This window comes from Methanosarcina sp. (assembly GCF_028693135.1).
In the GTDB taxonomy this organism is placed as follows: Archaea; Halobacteriota; Methanosarcinia; order Methanosarcinales; family Methanosarcinaceae; genus Methanosarcina.
Window position 1 is genome coordinate 23,730 of record NZ_JAQUVZ010000029.1, and the last position, 20,177, is coordinate 43,906.

The 20,177-nt window shown below is 38.6% G+C and carries 17 protein-coding genes; 9 read left to right on the forward strand and 8 right to left on the reverse strand.

The genetic code is table 11. From position 1 onward, the window contains the following. Positions 1-4: 4 nt before the first annotated feature. The 8 genes from rpl3p to PHF18_RS12435 form a co-directional block, all read right to left on the reverse strand. On the reverse strand, positions 5-1,018 hold the full coding sequence (gene rpl3p / locus PHF18_RS12400; RefSeq protein WP_300103311.1) for a 50S ribosomal protein L3: 1,014 nt from the start codon (positions 1,016-1,018) through the stop codon (positions 5-7). A 1,192-nt stretch (positions 1,019-2,210) separates the two neighbouring features. Then, positions 2,211-2,474 carry a hypothetical protein gene (locus tag PHF18_RS12405; protein WP_300103313.1) on the reverse strand — a complete coding sequence of 88 codons (264 nt, stop codon included), beginning with the start codon at positions 2,472-2,474 and terminating at the stop codon, positions 2,211-2,213. A gap of 15 nt (positions 2,475-2,489) precedes the next feature. Continuing rightward, a complete protein-coding gene (locus tag PHF18_RS12410; protein WP_300103315.1) occupies positions 2,490-4,037 on the reverse strand; it encodes a PASTA domain-containing protein in 1,548 nt (515 codons plus the stop codon). 37 nt (positions 4,038-4,074) lie between these two features. Then, positions 4,075-4,479, reverse strand: coding sequence for a hypothetical protein (locus PHF18_RS12415; RefSeq protein WP_300103317.1), 405 nt, complete (start codon positions 4,477-4,479; stop codon positions 4,075-4,077). 191 nt (positions 4,480-4,670) lie between these two features. Further along, entirely contained in the window at positions 4,671-5,276 is a 606-nt protein-coding gene (locus PHF18_RS12420; protein ID WP_300103319.1) for a hypothetical protein, read from the reverse strand. A 263-nt stretch (positions 5,277-5,539) separates the two neighbouring features. Further along, positions 5,540-5,695, reverse strand: coding sequence for a hypothetical protein (locus tag PHF18_RS12425; RefSeq protein ID WP_300103321.1), 156 nt, complete (start codon positions 5,693-5,695; stop codon positions 5,540-5,542). A 1,061-nt stretch (positions 5,696-6,756) separates the two neighbouring features. Continuing rightward, positions 6,757-7,608 (reverse strand): CPBP family intramembrane glutamic endopeptidase, encoded by an 852-nt coding sequence (locus PHF18_RS12430; protein ID WP_300103323.1) that lies wholly within the window; start codon positions 7,606-7,608, stop codon positions 6,757-6,759. 17 nt (positions 7,609-7,625) lie between these two features. Beyond that, positions 7,626-8,513 (reverse strand): DUF1616 domain-containing protein, encoded by an 888-nt coding sequence (locus PHF18_RS12435; RefSeq protein ID WP_300103325.1) that lies wholly within the window; start codon positions 8,511-8,513, stop codon positions 7,626-7,628. A 1,325-nt stretch (positions 8,514-9,838) separates the two neighbouring features. Here PHF18_RS12435 and PHF18_RS12440 point away from each other — a divergent pair. The 9 genes from PHF18_RS12440 to PHF18_RS12480 form a co-directional block, all read left to right on the forward strand. Next, the gene (locus PHF18_RS12440; protein ID WP_300103327.1) at positions 9,839-11,371 is read left to right on the forward strand and encodes a glycosyltransferase; all 1,533 of its coding nucleotides are present in this window, start codon (positions 9,839-9,841) and stop codon (positions 11,369-11,371) included. Between the two features lie 158 nt (positions 11,372-11,529). Continuing rightward, positions 11,530-13,281 carry a polysaccharide deacetylase family protein gene (locus tag PHF18_RS12445; RefSeq protein ID WP_300103329.1) on the forward strand — a complete coding sequence of 584 codons (1,752 nt, stop codon included), beginning with the start codon at positions 11,530-11,532 and terminating at the stop codon, positions 13,279-13,281. 194 nt (positions 13,282-13,475) lie between these two features. Further along, the gene (locus PHF18_RS12450) at positions 13,476-14,252 is read left to right on the forward strand and encodes a hypothetical protein (RefSeq protein ID WP_300103331.1); all 777 of its coding nucleotides are present in this window, start codon (positions 13,476-13,478) and stop codon (positions 14,250-14,252) included. Further along, positions 14,249-14,938 carry a class I SAM-dependent methyltransferase gene (locus PHF18_RS12455; protein ID WP_300103333.1) on the forward strand — a complete coding sequence of 230 codons (690 nt, stop codon included), beginning with the start codon at positions 14,249-14,251 and terminating at the stop codon, positions 14,936-14,938. Before PHF18_RS12450 ends, PHF18_RS12455 begins: the two co-directional genes overlap by 4 nt. Before the next feature lie 33 nt (positions 14,939-14,971). Beyond that, positions 14,972-16,015 carry a DUF354 domain-containing protein gene (locus PHF18_RS12460; RefSeq protein ID WP_300103335.1) on the forward strand — a complete coding sequence of 348 codons (1,044 nt, stop codon included), beginning with the start codon at positions 14,972-14,974 and terminating at the stop codon, positions 16,013-16,015. A gap of 37 nt (positions 16,016-16,052) precedes the next feature. After that, complete coding sequence (locus tag PHF18_RS12465; protein WP_300103337.1) at positions 16,053-17,381, forward strand: phenylacetate--CoA ligase family protein; 1,329 nt, start codon at positions 16,053-16,055, stop codon at positions 17,379-17,381. A gap of 2 nt (positions 17,382-17,383) precedes the next feature. Further along, the gene (locus PHF18_RS12470) at positions 17,384-18,553 is read left to right on the forward strand and encodes a glycosyltransferase family 4 protein (protein WP_300103339.1); all 1,170 of its coding nucleotides are present in this window, start codon (positions 17,384-17,386) and stop codon (positions 18,551-18,553) included. A 560-nt stretch (positions 18,554-19,113) separates the two neighbouring features. Further along, positions 19,114-20,007: a DUF1670 domain-containing protein gene (locus PHF18_RS12475; RefSeq protein WP_300103341.1), complete on the forward strand. Its 894-nt coding sequence runs from the start codon at positions 19,114-19,116 to the stop codon at positions 20,005-20,007. Continuing rightward, positions 19,952-20,177 (forward strand): helix-turn-helix domain-containing protein (locus PHF18_RS12480; RefSeq protein WP_300103343.1); only part of this gene is annotated, 226 nt, incomplete at its 3' end. The genes PHF18_RS12475 and PHF18_RS12480, both read left to right, overlap by 56 nt.

Consider the following 20,177-nt stretch of genomic DNA (forward strand, 5'->3'; position numbering starts at 1 on the left):
TAGATCACCCCTGTTTGGATTCCCTGCTTATGTACAGGATGTTGGGTTCGCCAAGGTCGGCTTTTTTTGCTCTGATCGGATCTCTGAGCCTGATAAGCCTCTTGGAAGGTCCTGGGACACTGCCTTTTATCAGCACATAGTCTCCGCGGACAAGGCCGTAGTTAATGAACCCGCCCTCAGGAGTGATGTCTGTTCCGTCGGCTCCGATCTTGAGGATGCGCTTGTTAAACTCAGTCCTCTGGTGGTATCCCATCTGACCCATCTGGGGAACTCTCCAGGAAACGCGAGCCGGGTGGAAGGGACCAAGGGTACCGACCTGCCTGAGGCTTCCCTGCCGGGAGTGCTTGCCTTTTTGCAGTTGGATGCCCCAGCGCTTTACAGGGCCCTGTGTTCCTTTACCGATAGTAATTGCGGCGGTGTCAACAAGTGTTCCGTTCTTGAAAACATCGGTAAAACCTACAAGGGTGCCGAGGATTGACTTTGCGTATTCGAATTTGGTGCTGAGGTCTCTTGCACTGATCCCGGTTTCCATGATATCCGGTACCTTTTTGGGGACACCGGTAAGGTTCTTTGGTAAAGTGTAGGTGACTGCCTTGATGTCGCTAATTCTGCCTTCTTCTATCAGTTTTCTGATAGTTTCAAGGGCTTCAGCCTGGTTCTCTACTGCTGGAATTGGAATCCTGCGTTTGAGTTCAGGATCGAGGTCTGATGTCCATACCTCGGCAATTGCCTTTTCCCCGGTGGTGTCTTCTGTGTAAGCTCTGATAGCTGCGACCCTTATTGCAGGAGTTTCGATTATAGTTACGGGTACAGAGATTTCCATGCCCTGGGTAATGCTATTCTTTATATCATCAACCATAATCACGTGGGTCATCCCCACCTTATAACCTGCAAAACTCTGTAGCTTTGGTTCGCCCGTAGCTTCCGGCCAGGCTCTGAACCGTGGAATGTGGCTCTTAGCCCTCTTGCGCGGACTGAATGCAAGGGAACCTCGTTTTGGTCGGTGTATGCTTGCCATATTTCTACTCCGTAAACTTCAATTGAAATACCAGCCCCTCCGGTCGAAACAACACAAGTGACAAAAGAGAAGTGCACTGGATTCCCCGAACGCTACCAGGTGGGGGAGGGATGTCGTTCAGACCTGCCGGCGGAAAGCCTCGAGCAGACCGGAGCTCTATGCTCCCGGTACCCTACATTCCTTCAGGCATCTGCAGATATTCGGTTCCCTTTTGCTCCTGCCTCAGCAGGAAACATCTGATTTAAGAACCGACCTTACGATCCTGGCAGACCCAAATCCAGGCACTCGGCCCTGATTTGAAACATATAGCAATCTGATTTTGAAACTTCAGTATTCAGTAACCTGACTCGTAACCCAGTAACCTGATTTACTCAGTAACCTGATTTGAAACTTCAGTATTCAGCAACTGCAACCGCAACTCATCGAAAACCTGAACAGTTTCGTGCGATTTTAGACGCCTCTGCGGCGCCAAAAGCGGGCGTTTCAAAGCATTGGCCCTTTGACACTTATGTTGATCCGACTTTTCTCACTGGTTTATATTCTATGCAGGAAATTCAACCGTAAAAACGGTAGAAAGCCCTTACTTCCGGAGATTTCCGGGAGTTTAGCATTAAGCATCACATTGATCTGATAAAGCAGTTCCAAGCACCATAATGCCTGAAACCTCACATCTCTGATGTACTTTGCCTTTAAATAGCACATCTAATATATAAAACCTTTGTAGGGGAATGGGAATAATAAGAAAGAAGAATCAATGACAGGGGGGAAAAAAATCTAATCAATTTTAAAGTTAAAGGCGCAAGGATTACCCCTACTCGACAAAAAAAACTCAGGTATTCCCGGCAAAATCCGGATTATGGTTGAAGTTTCAGCAAGATCTGCAAAACCGGACTTCAACTGAGGATTGATATGATAAAGATGAAACAAAGACGAAAATCGCATATTTAGTCTATTTTGTCGAATGCAGTCCATCATTGATACATTGATAACAACAAACCCGGAGAATACACCATTGTGAAGTACACTATATAATACATTCATGGCAACAAACCAGAGGAATAAACCATATATAATACGTTCATGGAAACAAACCTGACCTGTTTACCAGCGCAAAGGATAGAATTCAGGAAGCAAAACCCTTGAAAAGAAACAGCTCAAAAGCTTTCGGATGGGCAGAGATCCCGAAAAAATCTCAGGAGCCTGCCTGTTTTTCATCAGAGACCTTTTTTACGATCTTAGGAATCTTCCTGCCCCTTAAGTTTATCCCGCCTGCAAGGGCCACACCCGGAGTTTTCTTGACTAATTCGGCATAGTTGCTGTCAAGACTGGCGATAATTGTCCTTCCTGCCACCATTTCAATTCGCCCTCCGGCCCCCAGAACCACTTTAAGGATCCTCTGGACCTGAAGGGCAGTAGCATTTTCTGCAACCTTTATAAGATGTGTTTCAATTGGCATCGAAAAACCTGCAGATCAAAGTTTAAGCCTGGATAGAGTACTTCTGCGCAGTTGAGTTTCAGGCGCCTGTTTTGAGACCACAAGATTGATCGGGACCGACAGGTTTACCGCAGAACCGGCCCCCGGATTCTGGCTTATGACTGTTCCCGCAGCCCCCGTCGAAATAGCTTCCGAAACCTTTCCGACCTTTATCCCCTGAGCCCCGAGTAAAGCGACCGCCTTTTCAAGATACATCCCGGTTACACCCGGAACTAATTTAGACTCCTGCTTAAATGGTTCTGAAGGTACACTGGCAGAAGTTTCACGGGATACTTGAGATGTGGTTTCGGACTGCAGCTTCGAGGGAGTTTCGAAAGAAACTTTATTTACTGTTTCTTTTACAACAGCTTCGGGAAAGGTCCGCAAGGGTTTTCCAGGCACCACTTCCTTTTCTCCAGCTGAAACGACAAGGTCAACCTTTGAATTTGCCTCAACTTCAAGCCCGGGTTTGAGGCTCTGAGTAAGTACAATTCCCTGTTTTCCACTTGAGAGCTGCTCCTTTATCTCACCCGGCTGGATCCCGGACTTTTCTATGACTTGCTTTGCACTCTCAAACTCAAGCCCGAGCAGGTTTGGGACTTTGTAGACCTTTGTAGAAACCGTCAGGACAATTGCAGAGTTAACTTCGACTTCCGAATCCGGATTGAGGTTCTGGGCAAGGACTGTACCCGGGTTTTTGTCTGAAGGCTTTTCTTTGACCCCTTCAAGCCGGAGCCGTGATTTTTCAAGGAGGGCTTTTGCGGTTTCAAGCCCGAGTCCCACAAGGTCCGGGACCTTTACGGAAAGAAGCCTGGAAATTGTAAGATCCACAGCTGCCTTCGGTTCTGCAAGGGAGCCTCCCGAGGGGAGCTGGGCTATGACCGTACCCTGAGGCGTCCTGCTTTCTTTTTCAAGGATGTCTCCTGCCTTAAAGCCCGATTCAAGCAGTTTGCTTTCGGCTTCTTCTTTTGAGAGCCCGATAAGGTCCGGAACTTCCTTATAAGAGCCAATACCCGGCTTATCGGACACCGCTTTTAGAGAGAATTCTATTGTGCTGAGGTTTTCGGGGCTGATGATGTCATCGGCTTTTGGCATCTGGAACCTCAGTTCCCCCCCCTCGAGAGCGATATTGGTCTTTAAGGTTACATTCATATTACTTACAAGGTACTTTGGACCGGACTGCACTTTCTTAAGACCTTTGTCCATTTCTGCAAGCGAGGATGCAAAAGAGCTAACAAGATTTGAAGACGAGAGGACAGGCCTGTTTTTCTGCAAAATGGAAATCCGAGATTCAAGGTCTGCCTTCTCATTTGAGAGCTTTGTCACCTGCGCAGCAAGGCTGCTCTTTTCCCGTTCAAGGACGAGTTTTTCCCCGAGAAGCTTGTCCAGATTTTCTTTATAGACAAGGACTTCCTTTTCCACGGATTCAAATTCGATTTCCGTATCCTTCAGTTTAGTCATAATGCTTGAATAACTGCTGGCATCTATTGTCCCTGCTTTCCTGAAGACGTCCAGGCTGCTCCTGAGTTCGCTTATATTCTTCATTCCGTTCCTCCTGAAAGAGCATTTCCTGAAAAGAGCCTTATTCCTCCCTCACCTTTGAAGAGGCAGGAATGGACACTATTTTTGCTTTGATGCAGCTTGAGCCCTGCACATCGTAACTGTAAAGAGAGTTGTAAGAGGCATTAAGGGGAGAGGCGTTGAGGACAGATCTGTAGCCCCTTACCCGATTTTTAGAGTCCCTTTCTTCTTCAAGTTTCACAGTAAGCGACATTTTGAGCTCAAGGTCAACCTCAGGGATATGATACCATGCAGCCTGAATATCATACTCACTGAGGGCTTTTTCTTCATCAATCTCTATCTGGGTCTTTATGGAATTCAGGTCAAGAGTCCGCTGAGTTTCAGCAACGGACCGCCCTACTTCTCCCAGAAGCCTGGAAAGGGGGGTAATAAGTACTTCTCCGATTTCTTCCCCGTCATTAACCATAATAACAACTCCTTGAAATAAGTCCTTGAAATAAGTCCTTTAAAGGGTATAGAAAAATACGGCAGAATATTTAGCCTGCAAAAAGGGTAATTAGAGCTTTATCTGCCGCAACTACGGTCAGGTTCCCCGATATTTTAAGAGACCCTTCCCGTAGCAAGAATATTTTATTGAAGGCTTTAGTCAAGACGTATTCATTCCCCGATCTTAACCGTCACCTTTGGAATTGTCCTCTCAGGAGCAGGGACAGGCTTGAGGGTTGTCCTCAGCAGGCTTGTACCTTCTTCCTTAAAGGAATACTTCGAACTGTATTTTGCATTAAACGTGGAGGTATAGGCAACGCTTGTCGTGTTTTGAAAGCTCCCCTTGCTCTTTCCGAAGAGGATTTTTGCAAGCCCGCCGGACTCCATACTGCCAGTGACCTTTGACTCATTGCTTAACTTGAATTCATTGCCATAAGTGAGCTCTGTGGAAGACTCTCGCATCATGGTGATTGTCATCTTAACTTCGATAATCGATTCCGTAAATTCGTAGAAACGAGGCTCAAGCCCGTAGGTAAGAAGAGACATCGGCTTGTCATTGGTAACCACACTGCTCGCTGTGACATTGCCATCAGCATCCGTGGTCTCTTCAATATACATTACAACACTTCCGGCATCAAGCTGGGTTGTTGCAAGAGTCTGGGCAACTTGCACAGAATTCATGTCCAGAGCCATCTGCCCCTCTGCAATCGCAAGGGCCATTTCTCGAATCATGTCCCCAAAGGGAACATTCAATAGTTCCTGACCAACACTTACCATATTATTTATCCCCTTAAATTAAACACTAACTTAATAAAAAAATTAAGGCATTAATGGTATAAAACACTTTGTAAAAAAATGGTAGTTATTTTTGAAAATTATTCTAAGACAACTTTCCTGACATTCACTAAATTATATTCAATAACAGAAGCTATAAAGTTATGAAGAGCAAATTTTATTAATAAAAAAAGAGAATATTAGTTAAAAATATCAAAAAGATAATAAGAAATAAATTATACTGTTCGCGATGGACCTATATAAGTTTATACAGGCATTAAAGAGTAAATTTTCTCTCTCTTCATCTTCCCCTGAGATGATGAAAGGCACTCAAGCGTACAGTAGATTGCCTTTTCCTCGACCTTTTTAAGGACTACAAACTCACTCCCACAAATCGGACATGTTTTTTTCACGTACTCCATTAAATATCACCCACTTGTTTTAATTTCAAATTTCTGTAACGCTTTTTGACAGGTAACAGCTACGGGTTTTATTCTACGATATGGGATTAAATACGTAGAGGAATTCCATTATTTAAATGCATATATTATGTACTATATTATACTGATATCTCAATACGTCTCCCTAATTTTAATCCAACCAGGTTACTAATCGTAACTACGATTGTATATAGCTAGTTTTTAGATGAGTAAATAACTTTAGGAAAGATAGTTTCTGATAATTAGTACTGAAGAAGTAAGGGAGTTCTGTGGGAATTTGCAGGGTTTTCAAAAAAGACAAAATTAAAAATTGATTTAATAAATGAGCTTATCCTAAAGTGAATATTACGCTGAAATTATAAATTCGACGTAATATTATTTTGTGAAATTGGCGACATTCTATGGAACATAGAACTGCATCTTTTTCCACAGAAACTACATACTGGAATTCCTCGTTTAGGCTTGAGGAAGTTAATGAATGAATTTTGTATGTCGTTATAACAGGTTGTACGTGAAAGGTGTTTCTTGTAACTATGGTTCTAAGTCAACAATTCATAGATTTCATCTCTACTTGTGTGAACATGTACCTATCAGAAGCTTTTCAATGAATTACAAAATACTTATTACATGATAAATAATTGTCAAACTGAATACTAACAACAATGGCAAAATTCCCATATTTAAAGAACTTTCTAGATATTCCTCCCAGTGATCTGATCCTGAAAGTACATATTTAAAACTAAGAAGTAAACCCAATCCGACTAAAGCCATATTATAGTAATCTGGGAGACCGCATACCATATTCATAATAATTGTACTTGATGATGTAGTAGTGATTATGCTTGAAAACATAAAATCTCAGCTCTTTTATAATTAAACGTTTATTATAGTTAGTGGTATGTACAATAAATTAGTCATCTTTAAGAAAATACAGAATACAAACTGAAATCTGCTTGTTTGCTATTTAAGTCTGCTTTTTAGTTTATACGAACAGTGATCAACTTAAGAGAATGTTGACTTCTTTTTAGAAACATTGGGTATAGTTAGAATATTCCGAGGCCATGCCCCAAATAAGGGATAATTCCGAAGGAAAATACGCTTATAAAGCCATGTACTAATGCAATGAAAGGAAGACTTCTTGTTCTATAGAACAAATATCCAATTATAAATCCTGTAAAGGATGCATATAATATTTCATATGGAGATCCAAAACCGGAGTTCATGAGCCCGAAAATCAGGCTTGAAAGGACCAGACCACCCCGTAACCCGAATATTCCCTCAAGTCTTGTCTGGAGGATTGACCTGAATAAGAGTTCTTCAGTAATCCCGACAAAGAAAACCATTACAACTGTAAGCTTTAAGATATTTATGAAAGAAAGATCAGGGATAAGTGGGGTTGTTTGCATGATAAACGATTCACCCTGCCCCAAGATAAAGCCAATAATAATTGACACAGGAAGATAATACCATATTTTTTTGAAACTCAGCCCTAACTGTTCATATGTAAACTGTTGACGAGTTATAATGACGGTCAAAGGAATTATCATTGGTATGTAAATGTACTCAAAGGAGATAAGAGAATAATCAGGGAATGTAGGCACTGAAAAGTTGATAATGCGGAAGATTGGGAGTAACAAGAAGACTTGGCAGATGTTTCGAATTTCTTTCTCTTTTACGAATATGGAGATAAGAGATAAAGCTACCAGTATACCTGCATACAACAAGAGAGCAATTTTAATTTCTCCAGAATAAATCAACGATTCGGGAAGAACAACTAGAAGAAGAAGAACGCCTGCAAGGGCTTCTCTACTCTGATACTTTGAATTTTTATGTTGTACTTCTGGATTTTCTGCTGATTTCCCGAAAATTGTGGTTTTTTCCCCGAAGTTTGTCATACTTAATTTCTCCATATTCACTTTGCCTCTGATACATTTATCCAGAGATGAAGGTCTCGATAAGGGATATTCTTCTCGCTTTCATTGTAAAGCAGGAACCCGAGTTTCATATTATTTCCTTCGAACGAAGGGGCAATCGTAACTGGTTCTTCCCAGGTCTCGTTATGGTCAAGGCTTACTTGTCTTTGGTTTTCCGGAAGAGGAAGAGATCGGTTTTGAAGCCTTACTTCCATTGTGTAGTTTACAAGCCTGTACTCGTGGTTTACGATTCCAACAATTACTGTACCATTCTCTCCGAGTGTGTAGTTTGTTGGGTAATTGTCAGCCATCCCTTCAGGACCGAGAATATATAACTCAGTGCAGTGCTCTTCCTCTTTTGGGGTAACAACTACATAAAAAAGTGTTGCGACCGAGAGGAGTATTGAGAGGCCCGGGATGATCGTAACAGTTTTATCCAGCTTTGACTCGGACTTATCCAATATTTCGTCTTTGAGGGAAAGTGTCATTTCCCTGAATGGCACTTCGAAAGCATCGGTTTCAGGGAGTTTTGCTCTTCTCAAGTAAGTAAGTACGCACATGAAAAAGGCGAGTCCGGACAGGCTGATCAGGATTGGTAGAAGCCGAATTCCCCAGGGGGTGTAGTTGAGTCCAAGCCCTATGAGGGGTATGACTGCAATACTAAGCCTGAAGGAAAGAGCGGTTCTTTCGATTCCATCAAGGTCGGATCTTGCAGGAAAGAGTGCAGCAATCAGGGCATACCCTGGAAGGAAAAGCACAAGAGGTAGCCCAAGTACTGCCCGGATAATAGTTGCGCTAAGTGAAGGAATAAGGACGAATGTATTGGCCAGTATTATAAAGATTATTATGAGCAACAGATCAGAAGAAAGTTTCCTACGTTTTAACATAATTATCCCTAAAATAAGTGCATCCTGAAAATTTTTTTAGAAAACAGTCATGAGTATACTTTATAAATATAATATTTTATGTTAGTCATTTTTAGTGTCGTGTCAATACTTAAGGATTGAACAATTCTGAATAGTTGTAACCGATTTTATATGAGATATTACCGTTGACGCTACACTAGCCCAATATTCATATAATTTCAGCCATTGACCTATTTTTAAAAACTGCGAAAACAATCTACTTTCACTATAAAGCACTATAATTTCTTTATATATATGTGATTTGATTATAATCTTCACTTATAATATTTTTCTGTGAATGTAATTTATGATAATTTCTCCATTAAGGTCCGAATTTTTCATTAAATAATCTTGCTTTTCATACTTGCCTTTTTGTGATTATATTTTAAATCAAGTTTTCCTTCATCCGTTCAGAATAGTTATATTTTCAGAGAATGGGTGTGAAAAATATCGTTTCTAAAACTATTTTTTTGTTTTAACTTCTATAGTTAATTGAATTCCTCAAAAAACCTGAAAAAAAATTTAAACAGAATTCCTAAATTATTATGTTAAATATTTAGTAGGACATCTTGTTTTTTACATTTGTCTTCAATAAATAATAAATATTATCTCTCAATTTAAAAGCATTTCAATTTAATTTATATTTATTATTATTCAGCTTGGAAAAACAATCTCTATCGCCATCTTTTTTATTATTCAATGGGCAAATTTCTGTAAGTTTATTTTATTTAATTGTTGGTTATTGATTACGTTTTTTCATTTAGCTCTAATTTGACAAAAGCATACATTTTGTAATGTATAAATGGACTTTATGATTTTGTTTTCTTCCTATAATTCTAATTTACATCTTTTGTCTATGATTTTTGACATTTATCATTTTACCTACCGGTAATATGTCAATGCAACGTGTTTGTTGTGAGAAAATTCGGTATTAATTAACATAATCTGTCAGATTGGGGTTTAGATCAGTTAGTAATCTATTTGTCTGTTTCCTTAAAATCAATATCATTCAACTGTTTTTTATAGGCTTAATCGTTCCTGGTATTTATTCTTTCTGAAACAAAGTAGTATCCAAAGTTATTTATATTTATAAGTTCTATTCGCAAATTAATCTAATTAATACTTAAATGTTATGAATTATTTAAACCACTTTGCGATTTTTTAGCAAGCGTGTTATTCTTAAATGGTTGGTAGTAGGTTTACTATAATTTCGATCAAGTTGTTCCGAATTTATTTGTGAGTTAAATTTTATCAGTTACAGGCACTAGTCAAGTAAATTATTGCATTTCAGTTGTGGGTGAGTGAATATGTTGGGCATAGTTTCACCGGAGGTTGCAGTTATTCTTCCGGCTTTTAATCGAGAAATTGAAATCGGGACAGTCGTGTTGATCACCAGACGATATGCAGACCGGGTCATCGTTGTAAATAATGGTAGTTCAGATCAGTGTGCAGAAGTGGCCGAACTTGCAGGAGCCGAAGTAATTCAGGATTTTGTAAGCACGAGTAAAAATTTTTCTCTGAAAAAAGGTATTGAGGCAGCAGAAGGTGCCGATATCTTTGTCACGATGGACATGGATGTCTGCAGAGATCCAAAATTAATCCCGAAGATGATCAGGCCTATCAAAGAAGGAAAATTTGACTTGATTGTAGGGACATGCTTAACCAAACATCAGAGAAATTCAGAAAATGTTCTTTTGATAAAAAATAAAAAGACAGGAGACAGACCAGTGGGTTTTATGGCCTTCTCAAAAGCCTGTCTAGAGAAACTTGATATTTCCGAGATCTACTTTAATCCCATTCGTTCCATCATATCCATCTGTGAAATAAATAAAATCAAGGTCTGTCACATTGACCTGCAGGAAGAGCACGAAAAAACTCTTTTCAAAGCCTACAAGATCGGAGTCGTGGTTCCCGCCTACAACGAAGCACTTTTGATCCAGGAAACAATTGATGGGATTCCTGATTACGTAGATAAGATCTATGTCATAAATGACTGTAGTACCGACCGTACAGGAGAGATCGTCGACCAGATGGTCGACACCCGAATAGTGCCAATACATCACGAAGTTAACAAGGGTGTCGGAGCAGCCATCATAAACGGTTACAAAAGAGCCCTCGCCGATGAAATGGATCTGGTTGCGGTTATGGCTGGAGATAACCAGATGGATCCCACTCATCTTCCTCGCCTGTTGTTCCCTATTATTGAAGGGAAAGCAGATTATACCAAGGGTAATCGTCTCATTTCAAAGGATCTGAGAAAAGGGATGAGCGCCTGGAGAGCCTTTGGTAATGGGCTCCTGACCTTGATCACAAAAATAGGCAGTGGTTACTGGAATATTGCGGATCCTCAAAACGGCTACACTGTAATATCACGAGAAGCACTTGAAGCACTTGACCTGGACTCAGTTTACACTTACTATGGTTACTGCAACGATCTCCTGATAAAACTCAACGCTTTTGGCCTGCAAACAATGGACGTATCAATGCCCGCACGTTATGGAAGGGAAACATCCACTATCAGGTACAGTGTATACATTAGAAAAGTTGCCCCCATGATTTTCAGAGGCTTTTTATGGAGGCTGAAGATGAAATACATAGTTCTTGACTTCCACCCTTTGGTTCTGTTTTATATTGCAAGTATGTTACTGGTACCTATTGGGTTTTTATTTGGAGTATGGATCGTTATGCAAAAGTTAGTCTTTCACGGTCAGGTTTCGGCAAATTATCCCCTTCTGGATGTGTTTATTTCGCTTATGGGTATGCAATTACTTCTCTTTGCAATGTTCTTTGACATGCAAGTGAATAAGGCGACAAATTTGAATTATCCGAACTTAAACTAATTTACGAAGATCGCGTCTGCTTGAAATAACTGGGAAGTCTGCAAGAAAGAGAGGTTGGGAATGTGAGACAAAATGATCGAGGATAAAAATGGTAATTTCATAGTGGGATGGAGGTTTAATATCCTGTATATTTGCTCAAACTTTCATGGTGATCTCTGATGCTAGACTTTAAAAATCGCGATTTTACGAGTCATAAGTTCCTTCGACTCTGTGAAGCAATATCCGGTGCCTACCCAACAGTAACAATGGCCGAGTATATGGAGAACCAGCATCCTAACCGTTTTATATTAATGCGCCACGATGTTGATCGGATACCGGAACGTGCCTTGGGCATTGCCAGGATAGAACAAGAACTTGGCATCAGATCAACATATTATTTCAGGACGATAAAAAGCGTATTCAAATCTGAGATCATAAGTCAGATAAAGGATATGGGTCATGAGATCGGCTATCACTACGAGACCTTAAGCGAAGCAAACGGAGATCACGAAAAGGCACTGGATTTGTTTCGATCAAATCTGGAAAAAATAAGAGAGATCTGTGAGGTAAAAACAGTCTGCATGCACGGAAGGCCTCTTTCAAAATATGACAACCGCGAACTCTGGAAGACCCACGATTTTAGGGATTTCGGAATAACCGGTGAAGCCTATCTTTCCATAGGAAATGATCTCAACTATTTATCTGATACTGGAAGGACGTGGGGTTATAAAAACAGTATCAGAGACTCTATCCCTGGTAAAACGGATCAAGTTTTTGCTGAAACGACTGATGAACTTATTGAATTAATAGAGAGAAGAGAATTAAATAACCTTTATATTCTAACGCATCCAGAAAGATGGCCTTCAAGTATTCTTGGATGGGGCCTATATTATTCTACAGATCTCTCAGTCAATTTTGGAAAGAAAATTTTGATGAGGCACCGTGGAAAGAATCCGATTCATGTTAGGAGTAACAATAATTTATCGGTTACAGTTGATATTGAAGACTGGTATCATATCCCATCTGTTTGTGGGTCAAGTTTCTCGGTTTACAAAAATGTAAGCGAATTTTTTGATAAATGGAACGAAAGATATGATTACTTGAGTGAGCCGACAAAAAGAACATTGGATCTTCTGGATGAATTTAATATAACTGCAACTTTCTTTGTTGTTGCAGACGTTGCAGAGCATTACCCAGGTCTGATTGAATCCATCTCTGAGAGAGGGCATGAAATTGCATGTCACGGAGCGGATCATACATGCGTACTCGATCCAAAAACGAAAGAACTTCTTACGACCATTGAAGAATTTGAGGCAACAACCAGAAAGGCAAAGAAACTACTTGAAAGAATATCCGGGCAAGAAGTAGTTGGATACAGGGCACCAAATGCAGCAGTTACAGGATGGATGCTTGACTCACTTGAAAAAATCGGATTTAAGTACGATTCTTCAGTATCTGTAAATTCACTGTATAATAAATCTGATTCTTCTCTAAGAGCTGTTTCCTCGTGTCCTTATTATCCAGCTCCGGGCAGTCTGGAACCTGCCTGTGGAAAAAGGAATTTTGTTGAATTCCCATGGGCCTATTACGACATGGGCATTAAGATTCCTACGTATGGTGGACCTACTCTGAGGTTTTTAGGTTCTCATTTGATATCCAAAGGGTTAAAGCAGAGTTTGAATAGAGGTCATACGATTTTTTATTTTCATCCTATTGATATTTCTCTGGAGAATTTTCCATCCATTGGGAATAGAAGGCCCTTATATTGGGTTATAAAGGGTAAAATCGTAGAAGAAAAACTTCGTTACGTATTTAATGAGCTTGAAACTATTACGAAAGTACCTTTACGAAATCAGGTAGATAATAATTGGGGGGTGCAGCACAGGACTATAAAAAATCACCAAATACTAAATAATGAAACACATAATTAATAATACTAACACTAATAATAATCATAATAATAATCATTTTATTCTATATTATGTCTCTCCTGTTTCATATAAAATCTGTAAAACCACTATGATGCAAAATATGGCGAACAAAACGATAGCTATCTGACGTATTTGCAAGGAAGCAAAATATCTCACTCAGGAATAAATCCATTAAATCGAGGGGGAAAATTTAAATGATAAAATATAAAAATCGCGACTTCAGTCTTGATAAATTCAGTCAACTTTGTTCTGCAGTATCAGATAAGTACACATTTATTACCATGAGTGAATATGTGACTGCAGGCGATAAGCTTCCAAAGCATTTTGTATTAATGCGTCATGATGTTGATAGATGGGCTAAAAATGCACTACAAACTGCAATTATAGAAAAAAAATTTGGAATAAAGGCAACTTATTATTTTAGAACCAATAAGAAGGCTTTTGTTCCTGAAATAATACAAGAAATTGAGAAGATGGGGCATGAGGTCGGATATCACTATGAGGTACTGAGCACTGCAAAAGGAGACTATGAAAAAGCCATCAAATTATTCGAGGATGATGTGCAGAAATTCAGAGAGATCTGCAACCTCAAAACTGTCTGTATGCATGGAGCTGTGTTGTCAAAATATGATAACCGAGACCTCTGGAAAGAATATAATTTAAGTGATTTCGGAATTCTTGGAGAGGCGTATTTATCTGCTGGAGACAATCTCAATTATTTCACTGATACAGGAAGGGGTTGGAATTCAAAGAGCAACCTGAGAGATTTTATCCCCGGTAAAATTGAACAGATCTCTGCTGAAACAACTGATGATCTTATTCAGTTGATTGATAACTGCGAAATCAGCAATTTCTATATTTCACTACATCCGGACCGATGGAAATCAAATATTGTTAATTGGAGTTTATTCTGGTTATATGATTTTGTACTTAATTCAGGGAAGAAGGTCTTGATGGCTGTGAGACAATGAATTTCCTTGACGATATTATTAATAAACTGATCTCTGAAAATAATTTTAAATATTATCCAGAAGACAGATACTTTATAAAGCACGTTTTGAAATTTTCGGAAAATAAAAATGTAAAGGTTCTTGATGTTGGTTGTGGAAATGGGCACTACTCGTTTCTGTTTGAAAAATATGGGGCAAATGTAACTGCTTTTGATTATGATAAGACTTTAATTAAAAAAGCGAATGAGGAAAAAAGGGAAATCAACTCAAACGTGGAATTTATGATTGCTGATGGCAGATACCCTGAAAAATATTTTACTGATAAATTTGGGATTATATTTCTTTCTGGATTTGCATTATTTGGTATTAACCAGAACAAAGAACTGATGGAAAAATATCTATTGTTGCTTGATGAAGGAGGTAAATTGATATTTGTCCATAGTTCTAATCTAACAGGGGATGTTAGAAAGACGCATTGGAGAAACCATAAAATGGAAGAGTTAAAATCCTTTTTTGAAAGCCTGGATTGTACAATTGAAGAAATTTATTTTTATGACAGGCATATTATTATTAAATTATTGCATTCTTTAGCATTCAATAACTTCTCAACAAAAATGCATGTATTAATATCGAAAATAACAAAGTTACCCTGTTCTTTAGTCTTTATTGTAAAAAAGCATGGTCAAACTACAGGATCATGTATTTAAGTCAGGGAAAAATAATTTTGATACGGTGAGGAAATGAGAATACTTTTCAATATAGGTCATCCTGCTCAAGTTCATTTATTCAAGAATTTACTCTGGAACCTGGAAAAAAAGGGTCACATATGTAAAATTACAGCTGTTGAAAAAGAAGTTTCATCGAATTTACTGGATGCTTACGGATTTGAATACGACATCGTAGGAAGTGCAAAATTCACGTTATTTTCAAAGGCAACAGAAATGATAAAAATAGAATATATATTGTATAATATTGCTAAATCTTTTAAACCTGATGTCCTGGTTGGCGGCGTGGGAAACGTATATATTTCACATATCGGGAAACTAATTGGGAAAACTTCTATTGTATTTGATGATACCGAACATTCAAAAATTGAACACTTTTTGATGGATCCCTTTGCGACTGTGATTTGTACACCTTCCTGTTATAGAATTAATCTAGGTACGAAGCAAATCCGGTATGATGGAAATCATGAACTTGCCTATCTTCATCCAAACTATTTCAAACCTGACGCCGAAGTTCTGAAAGAGCTTGGAATCAAGGAAGACGATACTTTCATAATCTTAAGATTTGTCTCCTGGGGCGCAATTCACGATGTTGGGCATGCAGGCTTAACTTTAGAAGATAAAATAAATGCAGTAAGAGAATTTGAAAAATATGGACGTGTTCTTATAACTTCAGAAAAACCTCTTCAGAAAGAGTTTGAGAAGTATCGGATTAATGTTCCACCAGAAAAGATGCATGATTTGTTATATTATGCAACGTTACTGTATGGCGATAGTGCAACAATGGCTTCAGAATGCGCGGTCCTGGGAACACATGCGATATTCTGTGATTATGCAGGGAGGGGGTACACAGATGAAGAAGAAAAAAGATATGGATTGGTATACAACTTTTATAATGAAGAGTCGATGGGCAAGGACTCTTTAGCCAGAGCACTGGAATTATTGAATAATCCTCTTCTAAAGCAAGAAGGTAGACAAAAACGAGAGAAATTAATTGCTGAGAAAATAGACGTAACTAAATTTATGACAGATATTGTAGAAAAATACGGCGGCATGTAATTAACTCCTCAAAAGATGCAATTATGGGAGATACAATATGTTTCAAAAATCTTTGTTCATATTCGCTCATCAATTGGGAGAGCGGGGATTCTATCCAACCTACAAAAAATTGGTCGATTCTCAGTGGAAACCTTACTCTGACCAGAAAAAAGATCAGGAAAACCAACTGAAGCATATGATCAGTTTTGCATATAAAAATGTACCCTACTATCATAAACTATTTAATAAACTGAAGCTGGATTCCTATGATATCAGGACTACTGAAGATCTCGAAAAACTTCCTATCCTAACAAAGGATATCATCAAGCAAAACTTTGAGGACCTCAAACCAGTTAATCTGGACTCAATGAAATACTACGTAAATTCAACAGGCGGATCAACAGGTACCCCCCTTCAGTTCAGGCTATTGAAATATGATAGATTTTTCAATGGTGTCTCTCTATATCGTGGATGGGGATATGCAGGATATGAATTGGGGGATAAGATGGTATTTCTGGCTGGTTCCTCTCTAGACGTAGGCTCAAAATCTTTTATTGTCAAAAAAGCTCATGAGATTTCAAGGAATATTCGGAAATTATCTTCATTTGATATGAGTACTCAGGATATGCAGCAATATGCAAAGGTGATTAATTCTTTCAAACCTGAATTCATAAGAGGTTATCCTTCTTCAATCAATTTTTTTGCAAACTTTCTTGATGAGAACAAGATTGATATCATCACCCCTCATGCAATTCTTACTACTGCCGAAAAATCAATCCCCAGTATACAGAAGAATATCAAAAATATATTCGGATGTGATGTGTATGATGCATATGGACTGAACGATGGGGGCCTGGGGGCTTATGAGTGTTCAGAACACAACGGTCTGCATATAGACACTGAACGAAGTATTATGGAAATTGTTGATGATGAGGGTCTGCAACTGGAAAATGGAGTTGGAAAAATACTAGCAACGAGCCTTCACAATTATGCAATGCCCTTCATAAGGTATGATACAGGCGATATGGGGCATATTGTAGATGACATTTGTGGATGTGGAAGGGGATCCAAACTCTTGAAAGAAGTTATTGGGAGGAGTGCTGATATTTTATTAACTCCTGAAGGGAAACATGTACATGGATATTTCATCCTATACATTTTCTGGGATTATGGGGAAGGTATAAAGGAATATCAGGTAATCCAAGAAAAGATTGATAAGCTTGTTATCAAGATCGTGGCAGAAAATAAATTAAATGAAGCACAGCTGGACGGAATCAGAGAAATCATTCGAAGTAAATCTGAGGGATGGGAAGTGGAATTTAGATTTGTTGATAAGATTGAAAGGACAAGGGCTGGCAAATATAAATATATTATTAATGAGCTATAATTATGAAGTTTAAAAATTTACTCATTATATCTAATGATTTTCCAGATGCCGAGAACAAGTACGCAAGAAATATTTTTGTAAAAGAACAGGTATTATCCCTGAAAAAATATTTTGAGAATATATATGTGGTATGTCCAGTTGCTGCAGGGATGGAGTTTTTGAGGAAAACTCGATATGAAAATTATATGATCGATAATGTTCATGTTTATTTTCCAAAATATCTTAATTTTCCCCTATTTTATAAATATGGTAAAGATATGTGGACATATTTTGAAGAGAAAGCCATCCAAAAACTAATTAAAAAAGAAAGTTTAAAATTTGATTTGATTCATGCTCATTTTACATGGTGTTCTGGAGTAGTCGCCGTCAAATTAAAAGAAACTTATAATGTCCCTGTAGTGATTACCGAACATACTTCTCAAACATTCACTAACGCTATAGAAAAAAAAGAATCTCAATTTGTTCGATCATGGAACTTATGTGATGCAATAATTCGCGTCAGGAAAGGAGATATCCCTTTATTCGAAAGTGTAGGAGTCTCCTTGGATAAAGTATACCATGTTCCAAATGGCTATAATCAAATATCATTTCCTGGTCCAGATTCCCAATACTGTAAAAAAAAGCTTGGATTGCCTTTGAATAATAAAGTGATATTGAATGTTGGAAATTTGTATAGTGAAGTAAAAGGACATAAGTATCTCATCGAAGCTATGGGGGAAATTATATCGAAGAGAAAAGATGTACTGTGTTTCATAGTTGGGGGGGGAAAACTGGAGAACAAGTTAAAAAAGCAAATTAGATCTGCAGGTCTGGAGGATTATATAAAAATTGTTGGCACCAGACCATACACTGAAATTCCTTTATGGATGAGTGCTTGCGATGTTTTTGTTTTGCCGAGCTTGAGCGAAAGCTTTGGAATCGTTCAGATAGAGGCGATGGGATGTGGAAAGCCTGTTGTTGCAACTTACAACGGTGGAAGTGAAGAAGTTTTGATTTCTGATAATTATGGTTATTTAGTTGAACCAGCGAAACCAAAAGAATTGGCAGAAAAAATATTGATCGCCTTAGATAAAGAATGGGACAACGAACAAATAAAAAGACACGCTGAGAATTTTAAATGGGATATAGTTGTGGAAGAAATTCGAGAGATATATGAAAAATTAGGAGTTTGAAAACTGTGAGAGTTCTACATTTGCAATTATTTTGTTGATGAGATTATTCTAAAACTTGATCTTAACGGCTTAATGTTGATTTCGTTTTTCAAACTCATCTTTCAAAGATGTTGGACGAATACACCGCTCTATATCGAAAATCCATAGTCCTCCAAGGAAATCAAATTGCTTGCGGCCACCCCAACCTAAACAGGCTGTCCGACAATTACTGGTAGTAATAAATAACAACTGTCTATTGTTAAACTGCAAAACTTTTTATAACTTTATGAAAATACTTCCATTTGACCAATTGTTTATCTATTCTTGCCACCAAAACAATATTGGTGGCTTCAAAGATGTTGGACGAATACACCGCTCTATATCGAAAATCCATAGTCCTCCAAGGAAATCAAATTGCTTGCGGCCACCCCAACCTAAACAGGCTGTCCGACAATTACTGGTAGTAATAAATAACAACTGTCTATTGTTAAACTGCAAAACTTTTTATAACTTTATGAAAATACTTCCATTTGACCAATTGTTTATCTATTCTTGCCACCAAAACAATATTGGTGGCTCTCATGTTCGTCGAAATTCCAAAAGAATATCTCTCAACCTTTAATCGTCAATTACAGACCCAGCTTTACAATGAACTCATGCATGATTATTCATTTCCTCGTGCTGTCTGTAGAGCATTATCTGAACTGTTCATCTTTTATTTTGACCTGTATTTCAGCAGCCAGCGCAAAGAAGGCCAGATCATCTTCCACGCAGTTTCTAAAGACGTTCCTCCTGGCGTACCAGTAGACGAAATGAATCTGGTTCCTGTAAAAATCACCATCTATGACCCTGATGACTGTACAGTCAAAGATCAGCAGGAGTTGTTAGATAAAAGGATCAAGCGCATCAGTAGTGAAGCATATGCCCAAGGTGCCCTACTTACCCAGGCTGACATAGCAATCCTTCTTGGAGAGAGCACAAAGACAATTTCACGGCATACAATGGCGCTGGAAAAGAGGGGAGAACTGGTACCAACCAGAGGAAAGTGGAAGGATATAGGTCCCGGAGTAAGTCACAAGAAGAAAATTCTGGAGCTTTATCTCAAAGGTTATGAATATACGGAGATCGAGAGAAAGACAAAACATAGCGGAGAATCCATCATGCGCTATGTGAAGGACTTTGCAAGAATACTGCTGCTTACCGAAGAGAGATATGAAGATCAAGAACTCAGGATTATAACAGGTCTCTCTGAAAAAACAATTCGAGAATACAAGGAATTGATTGAAACATATTCAACTGAGGAATATCAAGAGCGTTTAGACCAGCTTCACTGTCAATGGCGGTTAAGAATCTTCCAATTTCGGCGGTTTAAAACCTTCCAATTCACAATCCTTGAGAAAAGTTCGAGGATTGTAGATAATGCTGAAAATGGAGGAATGGCTATTGATACGAGATTTGTATTCACGAGGCTTTAGCATCAGTAAAATCGCCAGACAAACAGGTTATGCCAGGGAAACTGTGAGGAAATATCTTAACAAGAAAACCGTCCCAGAACCCCAGAAACGTCCCGGAAGAAAAAGCAAGCTTGATCCTTACAAACCTTACATTCTTGAAAAACTCAATGAAGGTCCCTATACTGCTTCTC

Bases quoted from the DNA above. Each gene is read 5' to 3' on its own strand.
- rpl3p (WP_300103311.1), bottom strand. From the start codon at position 1,018: ATGGCAAGCATACACCGACCAAAACGAGGTTCCCTTGCATTCAGTCCG.
- PHF18_RS12405 (WP_300103313.1), bottom strand. From the start codon at position 2,474: ATGCCAATTGAAACACATCTTATAAAGGTTGCAGAAAATGCTACTGCC.
- PHF18_RS12410 (WP_300103315.1), bottom strand. From the start codon at position 4,037: ATGAAGAATATAAGCGAACTCAGGAGCAGCCTGGACGTCTTCAGGAAA.
- PHF18_RS12415 (WP_300103317.1), bottom strand. From the start codon at position 4,479: ATGGTTAATGACGGGGAAGAAATCGGAGAAGTACTTATTACCCCCCTT.
- PHF18_RS12420 (WP_300103319.1), bottom strand. From the start codon at position 5,276: ATGGTAAGTGTTGGTCAGGAACTATTGAATGTTCCCTTTGGGGACATG.
- PHF18_RS12425 (WP_300103321.1), bottom strand. From the start codon at position 5,695: ATGGAGTACGTGAAAAAAACATGTCCGATTTGTGGGAGTGAGTTTGTA.
- PHF18_RS12430 (WP_300103323.1), bottom strand. From the start codon at position 7,608: ATGACAAACTTCGGGGAAAAAACCACAATTTTCGGGAAATCAGCAGAA.
- PHF18_RS12435 (WP_300103325.1), bottom strand. From the start codon at position 8,513: ATGTTAAAACGTAGGAAACTTTCTTCTGATCTGTTGCTCATAATAATC.
- PHF18_RS12440 (WP_300103327.1), top strand. From the start codon at position 9,839: ATGTTGGGCATAGTTTCACCGGAGGTTGCAGTTATTCTTCCGGCTTTT.
- PHF18_RS12445 (WP_300103329.1), top strand. From the start codon at position 11,530: ATGCTAGACTTTAAAAATCGCGATTTTACGAGTCATAAGTTCCTTCGA.
- PHF18_RS12450 (WP_300103331.1), top strand. From the start codon at position 13,476: ATGATAAAATATAAAAATCGCGACTTCAGTCTTGATAAATTCAGTCAA.
- PHF18_RS12455 (WP_300103333.1), top strand. From the start codon at position 14,249: ATGAATTTCCTTGACGATATTATTAATAAACTGATCTCTGAAAATAAT.
- PHF18_RS12460 (WP_300103335.1), top strand. From the start codon at position 14,972: ATGAGAATACTTTTCAATATAGGTCATCCTGCTCAAGTTCATTTATTC.
- PHF18_RS12465 (WP_300103337.1), top strand. From the start codon at position 16,053: ATGTTTCAAAAATCTTTGTTCATATTCGCTCATCAATTGGGAGAGCGG.
- PHF18_RS12470 (WP_300103339.1), top strand. From the start codon at position 17,384: ATGAAGTTTAAAAATTTACTCATTATATCTAATGATTTTCCAGATGCC.
- PHF18_RS12475 (WP_300103341.1), top strand. From the start codon at position 19,114: ATGTTCGTCGAAATTCCAAAAGAATATCTCTCAACCTTTAATCGTCAA.